Source organism: Mycobacterium sp. 852013-50091_SCH5140682, from assembly GCF_001665685.1.
GTDB lineage: Bacteria > Actinomycetota > Actinomycetes > Mycobacteriales > Mycobacteriaceae > Mycobacterium.
On sequence record NZ_LZTB01000118.1, the window covers coordinates 1 to 16,816 of the forward strand.

The 16,816-nt window shown below is 62.6% G+C and carries 14 protein-coding genes and 3 pseudogenes; 8 read left to right on the top strand and 9 right to left on the bottom strand.

Translation table 11 applies throughout. The features are described 5' to 3' along the window. A pseudogene (locus tag A5784_RS38580) lies at positions 1–88 on the top strand (AAA family ATPase); the annotation flags it as partial. A 420-nt stretch (positions 89–508) separates the two neighbouring features. Here A5784_RS38580 and A5784_RS29615 read toward each other — a convergent pair. Further along, complete coding sequence (locus A5784_RS29615) at positions 509–1,942, bottom strand: APC family permease (RefSeq protein ID WP_082945154.1); 1,434 nt, start codon at positions 1,940–1,942, stop codon at positions 509–511. A 462-nt stretch (positions 1,943–2,404) separates the two neighbouring features. Here A5784_RS29615 and A5784_RS29620 point away from each other — a divergent pair, with 462 nt between their 5' ends. After that, positions 2,405–3,835, top strand: coding sequence for an FAD-binding oxidoreductase (locus tag A5784_RS29620; protein ID WP_197514916.1), 1,431 nt, complete (start codon positions 2,405–2,407; stop codon positions 3,833–3,835). A 150-nt stretch (positions 3,836–3,985) separates the two neighbouring features. Here the strand turns inward: A5784_RS29620 and istB are convergent, their stop codons facing one another. Further along, positions 3,986–4,789, bottom strand: coding sequence for an IS21-like element helper ATPase IstB (gene istB, locus A5784_RS29625; protein WP_064948438.1), 804 nt, complete (start codon positions 4,787–4,789; stop codon positions 3,986–3,988). Beyond that, the gene (istA, locus tag A5784_RS29630) at positions 4,789–6,030 is read right to left on the bottom strand and encodes an IS21 family transposase (RefSeq protein WP_064948439.1); all 1,242 of its coding nucleotides are present in this window, start codon (positions 6,028–6,030) and stop codon (positions 4,789–4,791) included. The genes istB and istA overlap by 1 nt, the downstream gene beginning before the upstream one ends. 382 nt (positions 6,031–6,412) lie before the next feature. On the opposite strand from istA, the gene A5784_RS37905 reads away from it, so the two are divergent. The 3 genes and pseudogenes from A5784_RS37905 to A5784_RS39415 all read left to right on the top strand — a co-directional run bounded on the left by A5784_RS37905 (position 6,413) and on the right by A5784_RS39415 (position 8,849). After that, complete coding sequence (locus A5784_RS37905; RefSeq protein ID WP_082945155.1) at positions 6,413–6,826, top strand: CoA-transferase; 414 nt, start codon at positions 6,413–6,415, stop codon at positions 6,824–6,826. A gap of 47 nt (positions 6,827–6,873) precedes the next feature. Further along, positions 6,874–8,101, top strand: a pseudogene (locus A5784_RS39990) (DDE-type integrase/transposase/recombinase). A 526-nt stretch (positions 8,102–8,627) separates the two neighbouring features. Then, positions 8,628–8,849: a sugar phosphate isomerase family gene (locus A5784_RS39415; protein ID WP_232006292.1), complete on the top strand. Its 222-nt coding sequence runs from the start codon at positions 8,628–8,630 to the stop codon at positions 8,847–8,849. A gap of 500 nt (positions 8,850–9,349) precedes the next feature. Here A5784_RS39415 and A5784_RS29645 read toward each other — a convergent pair whose 3' ends face one another. Next, positions 9,350–10,843 (bottom strand): glutamine synthetase family protein, encoded by a 1,494-nt coding sequence (locus A5784_RS29645; protein ID WP_064948440.1) that lies wholly within the window; start codon positions 10,841–10,843, stop codon positions 9,350–9,352. A 482-nt stretch (positions 10,844–11,325) separates the two neighbouring features. Here A5784_RS29645 and A5784_RS29650 point away from each other — a divergent pair, with 482 nt between their 5' ends. The 3 genes and pseudogenes from A5784_RS29650 to A5784_RS29660 form a co-directional block, all read left to right on the top strand. After that, entirely contained in the window at positions 11,326–11,604 is a 279-nt protein-coding gene (locus A5784_RS29650) for a hypothetical protein (RefSeq protein ID WP_064948441.1), read from the top strand. Between the two features lie 157 nt (positions 11,605–11,761). Beyond that, a complete protein-coding gene (locus tag A5784_RS29655) occupies positions 11,762–11,953 on the top strand; it encodes a hypothetical protein (protein ID WP_064948442.1) in 192 nt (63 codons plus the stop codon). Then, positions 11,953–12,210, top strand: a pseudogene (locus tag A5784_RS29660) (ATP-binding protein); the annotation flags it as partial. The gene A5784_RS29655 and the pseudogene A5784_RS29660, both read left to right, overlap by 1 nt. A gap of 458 nt (positions 12,211–12,668) precedes the next feature. Here A5784_RS29660 and A5784_RS29665 read toward each other — a convergent pair. From A5784_RS29665 to A5784_RS29685, 5 genes are all read right to left on the bottom strand, one after another. Continuing rightward, entirely contained in the window at positions 12,669–13,667 is a 999-nt protein-coding gene (locus tag A5784_RS29665; protein ID WP_156750850.1) for a glutamate synthase-related protein, read from the bottom strand. Then, positions 13,660–14,376: a GltB/FmdC/FwdC-like GXGXG domain-containing protein gene (locus A5784_RS29670; protein WP_197514917.1), complete on the bottom strand. Its 717-nt coding sequence runs from the start codon at positions 14,374–14,376 to the stop codon at positions 13,660–13,662. The genes A5784_RS29665 and A5784_RS29670 overlap by 8 nt, the downstream gene beginning before the upstream one ends. Continuing rightward, a complete protein-coding gene (locus A5784_RS29675; protein WP_232006293.1) occupies positions 14,373–15,257 on the bottom strand; it encodes a class II glutamine amidotransferase domain-containing protein in 885 nt (294 codons plus the stop codon). The genes A5784_RS29670 and A5784_RS29675 overlap by 4 nt, the downstream gene beginning before the upstream one ends. A 76-nt stretch (positions 15,258–15,333) precedes the next feature. After that, entirely contained in the window at positions 15,334–16,569 is a 1,236-nt protein-coding gene (locus tag A5784_RS29680) for an NAD(P)/FAD-dependent oxidoreductase (protein ID WP_064948446.1), read from the bottom strand. A gap of 3 nt (positions 16,570–16,572) precedes the next feature. Next, on the bottom strand, positions 16,573–16,776 hold the full coding sequence (locus tag A5784_RS29685) for a ferredoxin (RefSeq protein ID WP_064948447.1): 204 nt from the start codon (positions 16,774–16,776) through the stop codon (positions 16,573–16,575). Between the last annotated feature and the right edge of the window lie 40 nt (positions 16,777–16,816).

The window sequence follows — 16,816 nt, forward strand, 5'->3', positions numbered from 1 at the left end:
CAAAGGCGCCAGCTACCGCATCAAACACACCGCGATCGACACACTGCCCTCCGTGGAAGCCGATCGTCAGGCAGACTTAACCCGGTAACCCGCTCATTTTTCAACCGGAGCAGGCTGCTCAGGATTGAACCGGAGCCGACAGATACCTGCACGCAATCAAGACGCCATCAACAAGCATGCCCGACTGATTCTTGAATACCTATGCCTCGCAGAGCTATTCGCCGCCCCGTAACCATGAGAAGAGGAGGGTACGTTGGTGCTACGACGTTGGTGAGTGCTGAACCCGTTGCTGCGGCCCGAATTCTTACCGTCGTCAACGAGACGGCTGAAGGTCATGGAACTCAAGTCGCGAGCGGTCAGAGATGCATGCGAATCGGCAGCTGATGCCGACGTTGGGGAACGCTGCGCCTTAGTGTAGGGCGGCAGCCAGGCTGCTGATCAGGAGCGACGCGGCCGGAACCCCCGCCTCAGCGTCACCGCGTAACGAAATCGCCAAGGGTGCCCATCGTCAAACGTCCGCCTCAGTAGGCGTCTCATGTGGGGTTACTCGGTACCGTTCTTGACGACCACCGACGATCGCGCCTATCACGGCCGCGACGACGAGGACCAACGGCAACATGGCGATGAGACGCGATTCCGAACCGGTCAAGAGACCAAAGTTCACGACGATCAACACAGCGGCCGATCCTAGTGTGACCGTGGCGAGAATCGGAGCCACGGTCGAGGTCCAAAGTCCGACAAGACGTGGTCGCTTTCGCCAGAAGAAGGCCACTACCGAGACGGACACTGCCACTTCCAAGCACACGACGCCCAGGGCCGACAGACCCACGAATGTGGCTGCGAACTGGGTAAGCGGATCTGCGTGAAAGAGCGCGTAAATCAGCACGACGGCTACCGTCAACAGCACTTGTCCAAGGCCAGCGACGTACGGTGTCTTGAACCGCCCGTGAGTACGAGCTAACGATTCGGGTAAGAAGCCCGATCGAGCTAGTGCAAACTTGTACCGCGATGCCGAGCTGTGTGCCGCAACGAGGACGGCGAACATACTTGTGACGACCAGCAGGTCAAGGACGTGTACGGACCAATCCCCTAGCGAAGTGCGCGCCATCGTGAATACGAAGCCTCCCGGATCAGAGCGTGCCGCTGAGACCACGCCGTCTTCGCCGAAAGCCGCGACCGCCGACCAGCTCGATCCCGTATAGAGAACCGTCAGAATCAAGACGGCAATGTAGGTGGCGCGTCGAACCATCCGCTTGGCGTCGCGCGCTTCCTCGCCGAAGACCGCAGTCGCTTCCATTCCTAGGAATGCCGAGAACGCGAACGCGAGGCCCGTGCCCGGCGAGCCGGCGAAGACGTCCGACGGCCGGAAGGCATGCCAAGTGTAGGCATGGGGTCCCACATGCCATAACACTGCCAGGTTCAGCAAGACTAGGAATGCCGTCTCGACGCATAGCAGCAACATGAGCACTCGCACACTCGCTTCCACTCCGCGGAAGGCGAGCAGGCCCGCAGCTACGGTGCCGAGCACCGCGATGACCACCCAGTTCACGTCTAGGCCCGTTTCGGTCTTCACCGCTGCACTTGCGAAATACCCGAAGAATCCGGCAATCATGAGTGCCAACGCGTTATAGCTCACCAGAGCGACGTAGCCAGCGGCTACTCCAGCACGGCGCCCGAGGCCCTCCATGACGTAGGCGTAGAACGCGCCCGCGTTGGTGATGCGCTGGCTCATCGCGGTAAAGCCAACGGCAAAGAGGGCCAGCGAGCATGCTGCCAAGAGCCACGCGCCTGGTGCTCCCACTCCGTCGCCGAAGGCAACTGCCAAGGGAGCGTTACTCACTGTTGCCGCGAGCGGCGCCGCCATCGCGATGACCGCGAAGACCATCCCCGCTGTTCCAATCGCGCCAGATTTTAACGTGCCGGTCTGTTGGTTCCTAGCCATCGATGTCCCGACTCCTCTGTTGAACTCGCGATTGGTCTTCGTATTTCGGACACCGTATACCGACTACGAACCTCATACAAGAGGTCGGGGCCGGCTAGTCGCTTCAGTCAGCGGCGCCTGCCAGGGCCGTCCATCGCCGTTGACAACCCGGCCGCCAAACGCCCAGGGCGTCAAGACTCGAACGGTTTGACCGCCAAATGAACCTAGACAGTATTTCAAATTCGGTATACGGTACTCGGCAGCAGCTGCGTGGTACGGCCCCTACGGCACGTCGCCGTAGGGAGCGACGGTGTCGAGCACCGCCAGATCCGCCGCGGCCTAGCGAGCCCACATAGAAATCTAATTGCTCGATTGAAGGAGGACACAGGTGAAGATCTTTGTCATGACGAATAGCGGTACGCGAACACTCGCGCACCGAGCGCTTGCATGCCGTGCGTCTTCTTTCTTCGGAGCGCGTGCACGATGACCGATTCCCCCACGTCTTCAATTGACGCGTCTGCGGCCGGCGTCGCGTCCGAAGCGACAGATGTCATAGGTCGCGCTGTACGCCGCGGAGATGCGCTGTACGAGGCACGGCGAAGGGCACTGTCGTGGAACGAGCGGATCCCAGAGGACTTCCCCGATCTGATCGTGAGTGCCGCGAATCTCGAGGATGTACGCGATGCCGTTCGGCACGCCGGCATGCACGACATTCCCGTCGCAATCCGATCGGGTGGACACAGTTACGTTGCCAGTAGCGTCCGCGACCGCGCGCTGGTGATCGACGTTTCGGCCTTGGACACGATCACGATCGATGAGTCTCGGGCGACTGCCGTGGTGGGCCCCGGTGTGACGGGTCGCGACCTCGCCGCCAGGCTGGCCGAGCGAGGGTTTGCGTTTCCTATCGGACACTGTGGCGGCGTCGCGATGGGTGGCTATCTCCTCGGTGGCGGTCTCGGCTTCAACTTCAATGTCTGGGGACAGGCATGTTTCAGCGTAACTGGGCTTGACGTTGTTCTCGCCGACGGAGCACACCGTACCGTCGACGACGTCTCCGATCCGGACCTGATGTGGCTCGCGCGAGGCGTCGGCGCTGGCTTTCCCGGTGTCATCACCGGGTACCATCTTCAACTCCAGAACCTCCCGCACGGGGTTGCGGTCAGCACGTACGTATATCCCGCGCACCTTCGTAGTGAGATCACCGGATGGTTGACTGAGCTGTCCGCTAACCTTCGGCCCACCGTCGAGCTCACGACAACTCTGGCCGGCCGGTGCGTGGCTGAAGTCATTGGTTTCGACGCTCCGCCCGAGGACAATTTCGTCGTCGTGACCGCCGTTGCATTCGAGCAAAGCGAAGCCGACGCCGATGCAGCTCTCGATCCGCTGCGCCGGGGGCCCCACGTCAATCAGGCACTGATCAGCAACCATGCTGCGCCCTTTCGCTTTCAAGACCTGCCTCAACTATTCGATGCCTTCATGCCAGATGGCTTTCGCATGAAGGGCGACTCGTTCTGGCTGGACCTGTCCACGCACGAGGCGCTCGGAATCGTTGCCGATCACGCGACTAGAGGCCCGTCGCCGAAGTCGCAGATACTGGCGGTGACGCCTTCTCTGCGAACCGTCCCGCGTGACGCGGCTTTCTCCATGTGGCGCAAAACGTTCGTCCTTGTCTACTCACTGTGGCAGTCCGCAGATGCCGACCAGGAAAACTTGCAGTGGGTGAAAGAAACAGCCGATCTGCTGTCTGAGGTGACCGAAGGGTATTGGCTAGGTGAGACGGACCTCACCGCGGCGCCGACGCGACTTTCCAGGTCTTTCAGCGCTTCGAGCTGGACGAGAATTCAGGCGCTGCGCAAGAAGTTCGATCCCGAATCTAGGTTCGTCGGCTGGGTGACAGCCGGAACGGAGACGTAAATTGCTGTCCCCGGCGTTCCAGAACGGGCTGCTGCGCGGGTAGGCCGTGGTCGTCTCGCTCGCCTGACGCGTTGGATTTGTCGGCAGCAGCTGAAAATTGACCCCCTGGCGGCAGGTGAAAGTTGACCCCTGCCGGTTGGTGGTTGGTGATTATTCCTCGGTGGTGGTGGCCGCGGTAGGTGTGCGGCCGAGGTCTCGGTCTTTGAGTCGGTAGCTGTCTCCTTTCAGCGTGATGACTTCGGCGTGGTGAACGAGGCGGTCGATCATGGCTGCGGCCACGACGTCGTCGCCGAACACTTCACCCCAGCGGCCGAAGGCTTTGTTGGAAGTGACGATCAGGCTGGCGCGCTCGTAGCGGCTGGAGACCAGTTGGAAGAACAGGTTGGCGGCCTCGGGTTCGAACGGGATGTAGCCGACCTCGTCGACGACGATGAGCGGGTACCGGCCCAGTCGGGTCAATTCAGCGTGGATGCGCCCGCCCTGGTGTGCCTCGGCCAGTCGTGCCACCCATTCGGCGGCGGTGGCGAACAGGACGCGGTGACCGGCTTGGCAGGCCCGTATCGCCAGTCCAATCGCCAGATGGGTCTTGCCGGTGCCGGGCGGGCCGAGGAAGACGACGTTGTCGCGGGCAGTGACGAAGTCCAGGGTGCCCAGGTGGGCGATGGTGTCTCGTTTGAGTCCGCGGGCATGGTCGAAGTCGAACTCCTCCAACGATTTTCGAGCGGGGAACCGGGCCGATCGGATTCGTCCTTCGCCGCCGTGCGATTCGCGGGCGGAGACTTCACGTTGCAGGCAGGCGGCCAGGTATTCCTCGTGCGTCCAGTTCTCGGTCCGGGCCCGCTCGGCCAGTCGCGTGATCGAATCCCGCAGGGTTGGTGCCTTTAACGCCCGCGTTAGGTAGGCCAGGTGGGCGGTCACGTCCCGGCCGGGGCCGGCGTTTTTGGTAGTGGCCATCAGGCGGCCCCGCCATCGAGATCGACTCCGAACGCGGTGTCGTAGGACGATAGGTCACGCATCGGCACCTCTGATTCCACGAGCGGTGGTGGGATTTGGGTTCGTCTGTGCCGCAATGCCTTTGCCGCCTCCACGTGCCCGGGATCGGAGATCGTTTGGTGGGTGGCCCAGATGCGGGTGTGTTCTGCAACGGTCTGCCCATCGCAGAACGCCTGCACCCGATCGAGATTCGCCCGCACCAGCACCCGACGCCCCACCGCAGCAGGATGCACCGAGTAGTCGTTGCCATCCAGGCGGATGTAGTGATCGCGCGGCAACCGCAACGACGAGTGCCAGCCGGTGGCTGGGGCAACCGGCGGTAAGCCCAGCATGGCCGCTCGGTCAGCGTCGATCCGGTCGGTCGGTGCGCACCCCAGAGCGCGGCGGGTGCGGGTGTTGACCACAGCCAGCCAGTCGGCCATCTGGGTGTTGAAATCAGCCGGACAAGCGAAAGTCCGGCCGGGCAGAAACGAGCGCTCCAGATAGTCGTGAGAGCGCTCGATCAGGCCTTTGGCTTCCGGGTCGGCGGGCTTGCAGACAATGACCTTGGCGGCCAGTACCCCGCGGAACGCTTGGCATTCTTTGGTCAGCTCGACACGTCCGCCCCGCCACCGGCCGATCGCACCTTCGCCGTCCCAGACCAGCGCTCGCGGCACCGCGCCGAGTCGACAGAACAGCTCCCACCAGCCGGCGAACAGATCCTCACAACGCCGAGTCGGAATCAAGATCGCCATCAGCCATCTCGAGTACGCACTGATCATCGTCAACACCGGCAACCGGGTCGCGGTGCGGGTTTGGCCAAACCCCACCGGTATCGATACGTCCGGAAACCACAGATCGCACTGGGCGATCTCCCCGGCGGCATAGGCGGTCCGCGAGGCCGGATCCGGTGGCAGATACACCGGCCGCAACTCGGCCACCCGCGAAGATAAAACCCGGATAGACCGGGTCCAACCGATCCGCTCGGCGATCACCGTCGCCGGCATCCGCGGATAGGCCTGCAGCAATTCACGAATCCGCGGCTCGACCTCATCGACCACCGAACCCCGCAGCGGCCGTTCATACTTCGGCGGCGAATCAGAACTCAACGCCGCTTTGACGGTGTTCTTCGAGATACCCAGCACCCGCGCGATCGCCTTGATCGGCAACCCCTCAGCCCGGTGCAAACGACGAATCTCAGCCCAATCTTCCACAGACAACATTCCCTTCTGGCCCTCCTGGCTCGACTAGAGCCAGGCCACCGGACCAGGGGGTCAAAATTCAGTTGCCGCGCCGGGGTCAGAATTCACGTGCCGCTGACAGGATTGGTGAGGAAACAGGGACCCGCGATCGTTTGCGTTCGTGATGAACATCCTGTCTCTGCTCGCCGCAATTGGCGACTCTTGCGACCGTAGGGCCGACGACTACGTCGGCCCACGTAGCTAGCGTCGGAGTGTGCATCGCTCCTGCCTCGTCTACGCCGCCACCCGTACCCGTTCGTCCCGGCGTTGGCACAGCACGTCCCGACGATCTCGCTGCCTCAGCTCTGGCCTGTGTCCTCACGAACGCCCGCAATTTACAGCATGATTCAATCGGCGACGTCGCGTGCGGCTGAGCCAACCAGGCTGGCGAGGACAACCGCAAACGTCGTCTGCTCCTTTCCGCGCCAATCAGACTCGTGGGTTCGACGGGCCCTACCGTGCCGGCCAAGTCGACCTCGAAGTAATCCCGCAGGGCACGCTCGCCGAACGCATGCGCGCCGCCGGTGCGGGTATCGGCGGGTTCTACTGCCCCGCTGCCGTCGGCACACCCCTGGCGGAAAGGAAGGAGAGGAAGGGAAGGAGGAGCGCATCATCGACAGCCGCACGTATCTGCTGGAGTACCCGCTTCGCGGTGATGTCCCATTCGATCGGCGCCCACCGCGCCGATCGAAGTCGAATGGGAAACCTGGAGTATCGAAAGACTGCGCGAAACTTCGGACCGGTGATGGCCGCGTTGACTCGTCAGAAATGCGCGTGAATGGGTGATTCGTTGCCTCATTGAATATGCGCGCGTAGGCCCAGTGGATGGGGTTGTCGTTGGCTGAACGCAGAGCTGTGACGGAGACGACCGCAGTCCGGTACCGGTTGGCGAGCAAGGGTGAGAAGGGCCGGATCCTCGATGAGTTGTGCGCCATACCGGGTGGCGTCGCAATCATGCCCGCAAAGCACTCAACGCCGCGGTGCGGCCCAAGGCCGCGCCCCCGCGCAGTGCGCGGCCGGTGAAGTACGGACCCGAGGTCATCGCAGCACTGGTGGTGTGCTGGACGGTGCTGGGCATGCCCGCCGGTAAACGGCTGGCACCGATGCTCACCGAGTTGGTGGCCGTGCTGCGCCACTTCCGGGAGCTGGACATCGATGAGGGCACCGCCGAGTTGTTGGTGTCGATGTCGGCGGCGACCATCGACCGCCGCTTGGCCGGCGAGCGCGCCAAACTCCGGCCGCGCGGTCGGGTGGGGACGAAACCGGGATCGCTGCTCAAAAGTCAGATCCCGATACGGACCTGGGCCGAATGGGACGACGCGGTGCCCGGCTTCGTCGAGATCGACACGGTCTTCCACGACGGCGGCATCCGCGGTGGGGGCCACGCCTCGACCTTGACGGTCACCGACATCGCCACCGGCTGGACCGAGAACCGCTCAATGCCTGAGCGGACCGGCAAATGCGTGAAGGCCGCCCTGGACGACATCGCCCGCGCGATGCCCTTTCCGATCCTGGGGTGGACTGCGATAACGGATCAGAGTTCATCAACGACGACCGTTCACGTGGTGTGCGGACCGCAAGATCACCTTCACCCGATCGCGTCCGGGCAACAAAAACGACGGCTGTCACGTCGAGCAGAACAACTGGTCGGTGGTACGCATACTGGTCGGCTATTACCGCTACAACACCGCCGCAGAACTGTTGCTACTCAACGAGATCTGGCGGTTGCAATCCGCGTTGACCAACTTTTTCTACCCGCAGCAGAAGCTGGTGTCCAAGGTCCGCAAAGGGGCCAAGGTGTCGAAGAAGCACGACGAGGCCGCCACTCCGTTTCATCGCGCGATCGATCACGCTGACCGCCGAACGCATCGTGGCGATGACCCGCGCGTACTCCTTGATCAATCCCGCCGCCACCAGACGTCAGGTGCACGCCCTGACCGCGCAGCTGTTCACCCTCACCACCACCAAGGCCGGCGCGACCACCACCCAACCCCAGATCAACAAGCGCGCACGACTACGTGAGGCAACGAATCCCCCTACGCGCGCATCTTGAGATGAGGCAACAGGATGGCCACTGCTGGGACCACCACGATTGCCCAGGTGCGCGACGTCGTCGCAGGCGGTGCACCGGACCCCGAAATGGTTGTGACGCCGAGCATTTACGTCGACCGGGTGGTGCCCCTGCGACGACTCCGCCGACCAAGTTGGAGCTGGCAGCCCTACTGGCCGCCAACATTCCGCGCAGCTCGTTCGTCAACCCCGGCATCGGGTTGCCCACCAGTGCCGCCGATCACTTGCCAGATGGTTCCGGTGTGGTGCTGGCACACCGAGAACGGCATGCTGAATATGAGCCGGCGGTGAGGTCGACCCCCGACCCCACCGATGCCGGTAAGTTGCCCGTCAGGTGAACTGCCCGGGGCTGCGTACTGTTACCAGGCCCTTACCACGCCGACAGCTTCGCGATGATGGCGACCGCCACCTCGATGTCTGCGTCATGGGCGCCTTCCAGGTCTCTGCCACCGGCGATCTCGCGAACCTGGAGCACCGGCGCACCCGCGCCATCCCCGGTCGGCAGAGCAATGGACCTGGCGATCGGCGCCAAGCAGGTGTTCGTGATGATGAGCCTCTTCGACAGGGACGTCAACCCCAAACTCGTTCCCGTATGCGACTACCCACTCACCGACGTTGAGTGTGTCTCCGGCGTCTACACCAAACGCACCGTCTTCCACATTCACGCCGAGGGTTTGACGGTGTGCAGCACCTACGGCACATCACCCACACCGAACTCGCCGAGCGTCTGAACCTGCCGCCCGGAGTGACCTGATCAGTCCTGCGCGCGCTCCGACTGTAATTGGATCGGTGCAAAGTGGTCCGCACTCGGACCGTCCGACCGCACTCGACACGGGTAGTTGGCGTCGCCGAAATATGCTCGACGCCAGTAGAGGTCAAACATAGTTGGCTTGGTCAACTCGTTGCAGGTGTATCGGTCTGCGCGAGCCGCGGCCGGATGCGGGGTGAGGTTGCGTCTCGGAATTGATCAGACCACTGCTTCCCCACGGTCAGGCGCGTCATTTGGTTACGACGGTCAAAAACGTAGGCCAGAAGCACGATAGGGCTTATACGCGCTATCGCAACGCTTCCCCCGTTGTAAATGTGGTGTTGAATTCCTCGCGCCGGGTGCAGAAGCTGGCGTGGCGAACATCCTTTCACCGACCGCCTCCGCGCCGCCACAGTGGTGATGTGAACGAAACCTTCATCGGTACCCAATGCTGCGGTAGGGGGTGGCTACCTCTTCGCAGAGTCAGAACAGCTCGAAGTATTCCCGGTGTTCCCAGTCGGTCACTCCATTCACGTAGGAGGAGGCGTCCGGGTTTTCGGCGACCCATTTGTTGTAGCGGTCTACCTCGCTTTGTTTCACCCGGACGAACCAGTCAATGAAATCATCGCCGAATGCCTGGCGGAAGAAGGCGTCTCGGTGTAAGGCCTCCAGCGCTGAGTCGAGCGTTGTTGGCAGCTGGGCCACGTCGGCTTTGTAAGGGTCCTCACTCAGCGGACCCGGCTCAGTTCTCTTCAAGATGCCATCCAATCCAGATGCAGCTTGTGCGGCCAAGTACAAGTACGGGTTTGCGGCTGACTCGCCGACGCGATTCTCGACATGGGAAGCGGTGTCGCCGGGCGCGCTGATTACTCGAACCATCGCGGCTCGATTGTCGACGCCCCAGGTCAAGCGGTCAGGCGCCAAGGATTCGGCGCGGCGACGTCGATAGCCGTTGACCGTCTGAGTGGAGAACGCCGAGGCGGCGATGCCGTGCGCGAGCGTTCCGCCGACGTAGTGACGACCGATCTCCGAGAGCACCTCCCCCGCAGTGGGCACCATGAGGTTGAGTCCGGAGTCGATGTCGGAGATCGACGTGTGCAGGTGCCACCCGCTTGCGAAAAATCCTTCGATCGCGGGCGTACACATGAAGGACACGAGGTGGCCGTTGCGCTTGGCGATCTGCTTGGCCGCCATCTTGAACAGGCTGGCGCCGTCGGCGATCGCTAGCCCCTCGAGCACGTCGAAGGTCGTTTCGACTTGGCTGGGCGCCAATTCGTCGTCGAACGATCTCAAAGGCAGACCCATTGCCATCACGGCTGCACGGATCGGAGCGAGGATGTCGTCGATCTCGTCGAGATGGTCGACGAGATTGTGGCTGTAGCCGCGCGCCACGGGCGCGACGACGGGGGGATCCGCCGGCGTTCCGAGGCCCCCGAGGAAGGAACCTGCCGTCAGCCTTGCGTCGATGATTCGCGTTAGATAAAACTCCATCTCGATGCCACCGATGAGCTTGAAGCAGTGTTTAGACAGGTGGTCAAGGGTCTTGCGTAGGACGGTTCGAGGGGCGAGTGGGAACAGGGAGCCGTTGGTCATGTAGAGATCGGCGAACACGAGTGCGGTCTTCGGTGCCCACGGAAGCACCGTGAATGTGTGGGCATCGGGCACCATGGTGACGTTAGGGCTTCCACCGAGTCCCTCGAGCGCAAAGCCGCCGTCAGCGCTGAAGGGATCGAGCACGATCGTGCTTGCGGTGTCGAAGTAGAAAGGCGCCATTGTTATTTCGTTGCCCGATTCCAGGCTGGCGAAGTAGGCGTCCTTGGTCAGCGCTTTGCCGCGCAGCAGGCCGTACTGGTCGGGCCAGACGATGCGCACGATCTCTACACCGTGCTGGTCAGCTAGCTCTTTAGACTTTGCTGCGGCGTCGAGGTCGGCGGCGGTGTACAAGCCGTGACGCTCGATGAATTTGCTGGTCGTCATTCCCGGGATCCTCGTCTTCCGTAAACAGTTGCCTTCAACAAAGCACGTTGGGGTCCGATAGGACCAGCACCGCGCCGCCATTCCAAAACGCTTGCCGCGCAGAGCCGAAACCCTCGTGCGTAGGGGTCCGTACCGATCTCCGCATACGGTACGCCAAATACGGCGATGTGGCAAAAGTCACGGAGCGTGAAAAACGCTTTCCTGTGTCACAGAAGTGGGATCTGCGGTCCGCAGCGGACCACATTGCACGTCGACCGCTTGGCGAGACGGGGCTGGGTGGACGGGATTCGTTCAGCTCTCCTGACAGCGGCGGACATATTGACGTTTCGCCCCCAGGCCTTTACCGTATGCGAAACACGAAGTACGGGACGAGCACGCGGAATTGCCAAGGCGCGCAGGGCTCGGCCTTGTTGTAAAGGCTGGCTGAACCCCGCTGAGCAAAGTCTTCCCGTTCAGCGAAATCACAGGCGAAAGGGAGTCGAATGGCAGTGGTTGTCATCCTCAAATACTCTGGTGATCCTTCAGATATAGCGTGCGGCTACGCGCAGGAAATCGAGCATCCCATCGTGTCCGAGCAACCCGAGCGTCAGTCGCATATTTTCGCCCTCACCGACTCAGGCGCCGTTATCGTCGACGTGTGGCGCAGCAGAGAAGCGATGGAGACAATGATCTCTGATCCGGAGTTCATAGCTAACTACGAAAAAGCCGGTCTGTCGGCCCCGACCAACGTGGAAGTGTACGAACTCCAGAACACCCTCTGACATTTCGCCTAGTCTCCCCGTCACGCGCGCAACCCTCGCTTAACACTGCGCACAAGGCATTTGGAGAACACCATAATATCGTCGATGGCCGCACTCGGCGGCGGGATTGGGACGGCGTCCGTAACCCGACGCCGGATCAATTCGCGAAGACACTGGCATGGGGCAGCGATCTTGGCATGGGGCAGCGTCGTGGGGGTGGCGGCACAGCGACCCGGAGCATGTCGAGGCCGCCAAGGCGATGCGCCGCAACCGGTTCGACGTCCTGAGGGCCCCGAAGGACGTCGAGGTCGAGCAGCGCTGCCTGTCGGACTACGACGCTCTAGTCGATATCGATAGACCGGTGGCGTGATGGCCACCAAGTCCTCCACCGCCGCCGGCCGTGACGTGGCCGCGGAGTTGGCGTATCTGACCCGGGCGCTCAAAGTGCCCACGTTGCGTGGAGCCGTCGAGTGCCTCGCCGAACGAGCCTGAGCAGAGACCTAGAGCTATGAGGAGTTTTTGACGGCATGCCTGCAGCGCGAAGTGTCCGCCCGCGAATCCCACGGAGGAGAGGGACGCATCCGTAACGCTCGCTTTCCCTCTCGAAAGCCATTGGAAGAGTTCGACCTTCGATAGGAACGCGCTGAACGACATCCCGGATGCGCCGCAGTGCACGTGTGCTGACTACGAGCAATCACGTCGGCGGACGCCGCGCAGTGCGGCTGCCGATGACTGACAGATGAGTGACATACGCAGGAATCCAAGAAGTCGACCCCATGCATGTGAACGATCAAACAGCTCCACCCCGAATGATCTGGGCGGTGGACAGTTCGTGAATGAGTCCACCATCGTTGTCTCCGATTCCGGTGCGAGGTTTGCGCGAGAATGTCGGATGCTTTCGTTGGGCTATCCGATCTGTTCTCCGGTCACCGGGCGCCTAGACCCCGGGTGCCGAGCACAACGGTCTGATGGCATCGACCAATGTCGGCCTGTTCAGCGGAGGTCGAACCCCAACGACTCGGCCGGGGTCGTCATCGCCCCTCCGGGCCAGATGTTGCCTTCCGCCTCAGTAGACCCCGCCCGCCCTACATCGCTCCTGCAAGGTTGATCCGCGAAATTGCCGCCGCGTTCACGTCTAACGCGCGAAGGTCGTCCGGCTCGAGGTATTGGACTGCGGACTTACCGCATGCCATTGCCCACCGCTGCGCTTCGTTGGACAGTGATCGGAGACGACCCGCGACGAGGGTCACCCCGTCATCAGTTTCTAACGGAAGATCCAGAAGCGCAGATCCCACCGCTACACAATCGGCACCCAGGGCGAGCGCCTTGGCCACAGATGTGCCGGTTCGAATGCCGCCGGACGCAACCAGCGAAATCGAACCGGAGAGTCCGAGCTCGTCGAGCGCTCGTCGGGCGGAACCGATAGCGCTGATCAAGGGCTCGCCCGCTGCCAGCGGCAGCGACGATCCCATGATCGACACCTCGGCGTCCATCGCGTCGATTACGATGACGTCCGGCCGAGCATGGGCTGCGGCGCGAACGTCGAAATAGGTGCGCCCCGCACCGATCTTGACAAATATTGGCACACGGTGTCCGGTCACTTCACGCAGTTGCTCGATTTTGACCGGCAAGTCGTCGGCGCCAGTTATGTCGGGATGCTGAATGGGCTCGCCCATCGCCGTGCCAGAGTCAACTACCCCAATACCGCGGTACCTCCCGTGACCGAACACGATCTCGACGCCATCAGCCTGGGCGAGAATCTCGGGCGCCATACCTCGGCGCGACGGTGCTATCTGGACGACGAATCGTCCAGCCGCTCGTCTTTCCTCCGTCGTCACTCCGTCGTCTCCGGTGACGAAAGTGGTTCCAGCCAGTGCGCTTCCACCGGCCAGGGCGCGCTTGGCGGCAGAGGAAACGTCGGCAGAACGTAGCGAGCTGATGTACACCGGCATCGACAAGACAAGAGGCTCCATTGCTCGCCCCGACGCTCCGAGAACCGTCTCGGTGTGGCAAACCTGGCTCGTGTCCAAGGCCATCCGCGTCAGCGCGGCGGGTTGAAAAACGAGATCGTCGAAGCTAGCCACGTGCACTCGGTTCCGCGGTGTCGTCGTGGCCGGCCGACGACACGATCAACGTCCATTCGGCGAACGCCGCGGTGCCCGACACCTCGGTGCCGACGTGGCCCAGGATTCGTCGAAGGCGTTCTCGTTGAACAGCGGTCGGCGTCGCAGCGACCGCGTACGGCCCCAGGCTGACTACCGTCCCCCGTACCCATAGCTCAGCTGAGGGTTGCATGGCGGCCCCGGCCGACGGCCCCGCATTGCCCAACCCAACGAGGGTTCCGCCACGGGCCCACTGCGCGGCCTCGGTACCAAGGTGCCCTTCGACGACGATGGCGCCGCCGCTCATGACCGCGCCGGCTCGTGGGCCCGCTGAACCTCGAATGTGCAGGACGCCGCCGCTCATCGCGGCGCCAGCCGCGGCCGCCGCACTGCCGTCGACTCGCACGAATCCCTCGGCCATACCCTCAGCAACACCCCACCCCGCGCTGCCGTGTACATGCACCACAGCACCGGTGTTCTGTGCCCCACAGAACGCACCAACGCTTCCGAAAATTGAAATCGAGCCCTGCCGACCCGGTGCGACAGCCAGATTGTGCCGCGCCTCAGGTCGGTCGACGGCTATGCGACCACCTTCGGCCGCCGCGTTGCGAATGCCGCCGTTGATATGACGGATGTCGAGGAACTTATTGCAGTCCAGCCTCGAGAGCGCACTGGAAACCTCAGTCGTCATGACACACAGCTCGTCTCCGAAGCCGCCGGAACGGGCCATGCGGTGACCGCATCGGGCTGGTCATGGAACACAGTTGCGTTGTCCTCGCTGACCACCACGACCGCGCGATGCTCGCTGGCCATCAACATTGCATCTGTCGAGACACGCGAAACCAGGGGCTTTTCAGCGCGATTGTCCGACGCTACGGCGACGATTTGTGGGTCGGCAACCACGATGGCGTAAGCACCGTCGATCCGGTCCGTCGTGTGCTTCAGTGCGACGGGAAGCGTCGAACCGGACGTGCGACAACCGGCCACAAGCGCGGCAATCACTTCGGTGTCGTTGTCGGTCGTGAGCCGGTAGCCGTGACGGCTGAGATCGCGTCCCAGCCTCCTGTAGTTCGTCAGCTGTCCGTTGTGGATGACCGCCGTATCGAGGATTGGTCGAACCCAGAATGGATGGGCCGACAGGGTGGAGATGGCCGATTCCGATGCCATTCGAGTGTGCGCAATTCCGTGTGTTCCCACAAATTCGGCCAGCGAATGTCGTTCGACGACTTCTCCCACGGCGCCAACGTCCTTGACGATCTCCAGCGACGTCCCGACAGATTGCAAAGTGAAGCCGTCGATCTGTTCGCAAGAGTCGAACCATTCGCGTGGCCGCGTAATCGGCGTGACCTCGAATCTCAGCAGAGCACCCCCGCTGCTGGACGTAGTGTGCGACGGGTCGGCAATGAAGTTGCCACCTGCGTCTCGCAAACGATCGGCGATTGCCTCGACGGAGGCGTGCACCGCGTCCTGAGATGACTGATGCCCTCGTACAATCCACCGGTTCGGGCGGGGAACGCCAAAGAGGGCGAACCCCGCTGAATCCACTCCGCGATGGCTCTGCGCAGCCAGCATCGTCGCGAGCTCAGCACCTATTCGCCTTGGGCGGCGATGGGCGCATACCGCCAATCCGCACACGTTGACCTGCTTCCTACCGCGCGCGCGCAGTCGTGGGCACGTCAGTGGCTCCAGCGGCTGCCCCATAGCTTCCAAAGCTGCGCGGTAACGGCTCAAGCCGCATGATGGCCATCCGCAGCGCGGCGAGCGGCTTGGGCCGATTGAAAGCCACTGCGCCCATTAGTCGGTCGCGACGAAGGTAGGCAACGACGAACGATCCGCTATTCAACGAGCCAACGACGACACGCTGTTCAGCGCCTAATCTTGGCAGACCCACGGATTGAATCTTGGTGTCGTACTGATCCGACCAGAGCGACGGCACTGTGAGATAGGGGGACGCGGTTTCGCCGTGAAGCAGGGAACGAGCTGCTGCCACTGCGGACTCTGCGGCCTGCGTCCAGTGCTCTACGCGCATCTTTTCGCCATCGAAGACGCCATTGGGCCAGCGGACGACATCGCCGACAGCGACGACCGAGTCTGCGCCGGCCGCTCGCAGCCGGCAGTCGCATAACACGCCGTCCTCAACGTCGAGGCCGGATCCTGCTAACCACTGGGTTGCCGGCTGCGCGCCTGTGCTCACGACGACGGTGTCCGCCGGTATGACGGTACCGTCAGACGTTTTGACACCGGTGACGTAGTCCTTACCTTTTAGGGCGTCAACGCATGTGTTGGGCACGAACTTCACGCCGTGCTCCTTGTGCATGGTTGCGCAAAGTGCACCGACTTCTCCCCCCAGCACCGACTGCAGCGGCTGCGTTCCACGGTGCACCACGGTGACATCAACCCCCAATTGACGTGCGGCTGCTGCGACTTCGCAACCTATGAAGCCGGCACCCACGATGACCAGTCGGTGACCCGGTTGCAGTCGCGTCGCGAGCTCCGCGCTGTGCGATAGTTCGCGGACGTGAAAGACCCCCGCCATGTACCGGGCAAATCCCGGCCTTCGTGCCTTCAGACCACACGCAATGACCAGACCGTCGAAGCCTACGGACGTCTCATCACCGATATGTACACAGCGCTGCGAAAGATCCAGCGCCGTTGCCGGCTGCCCAAGAATCCACTCCGCGCCGAGCTCCGTCCCACCGGGCAAGAACAGGTCCTGCGGTGTCGACGTACCGAGCAACGCCCCCTTGGACAGGGGCGGACGGTCGTACGGGAGATGATGCTCGGCGCCGACCAGCGTCAAGGTTCCGTCGAACCCCTCTGCGCGCAGCGCCTGTGCTGTACGCAGGCCCGATAGAGACGCGCCGACGATGACGATGCGCCGCATCGGCTAACCGTCGATCGCGATAGCGCTGACAGGGCACAGTCGGATGGCGTTCTCGACTGCGCCTCGCGATGCCTCGGAAGCTCGCTCTTCGTACAGCAACTCGCCCAGATCGTCGAAGGAGAACACCTCCGGGGCGGCGAAGACGCATTGCCCGTGACTGTCACACAGTGCGCGATCCACTACGACCGAAAAGCCATTGTCACCCATGTCGCATACCGTACACGGAATGCGACCACGACGCAAGGCT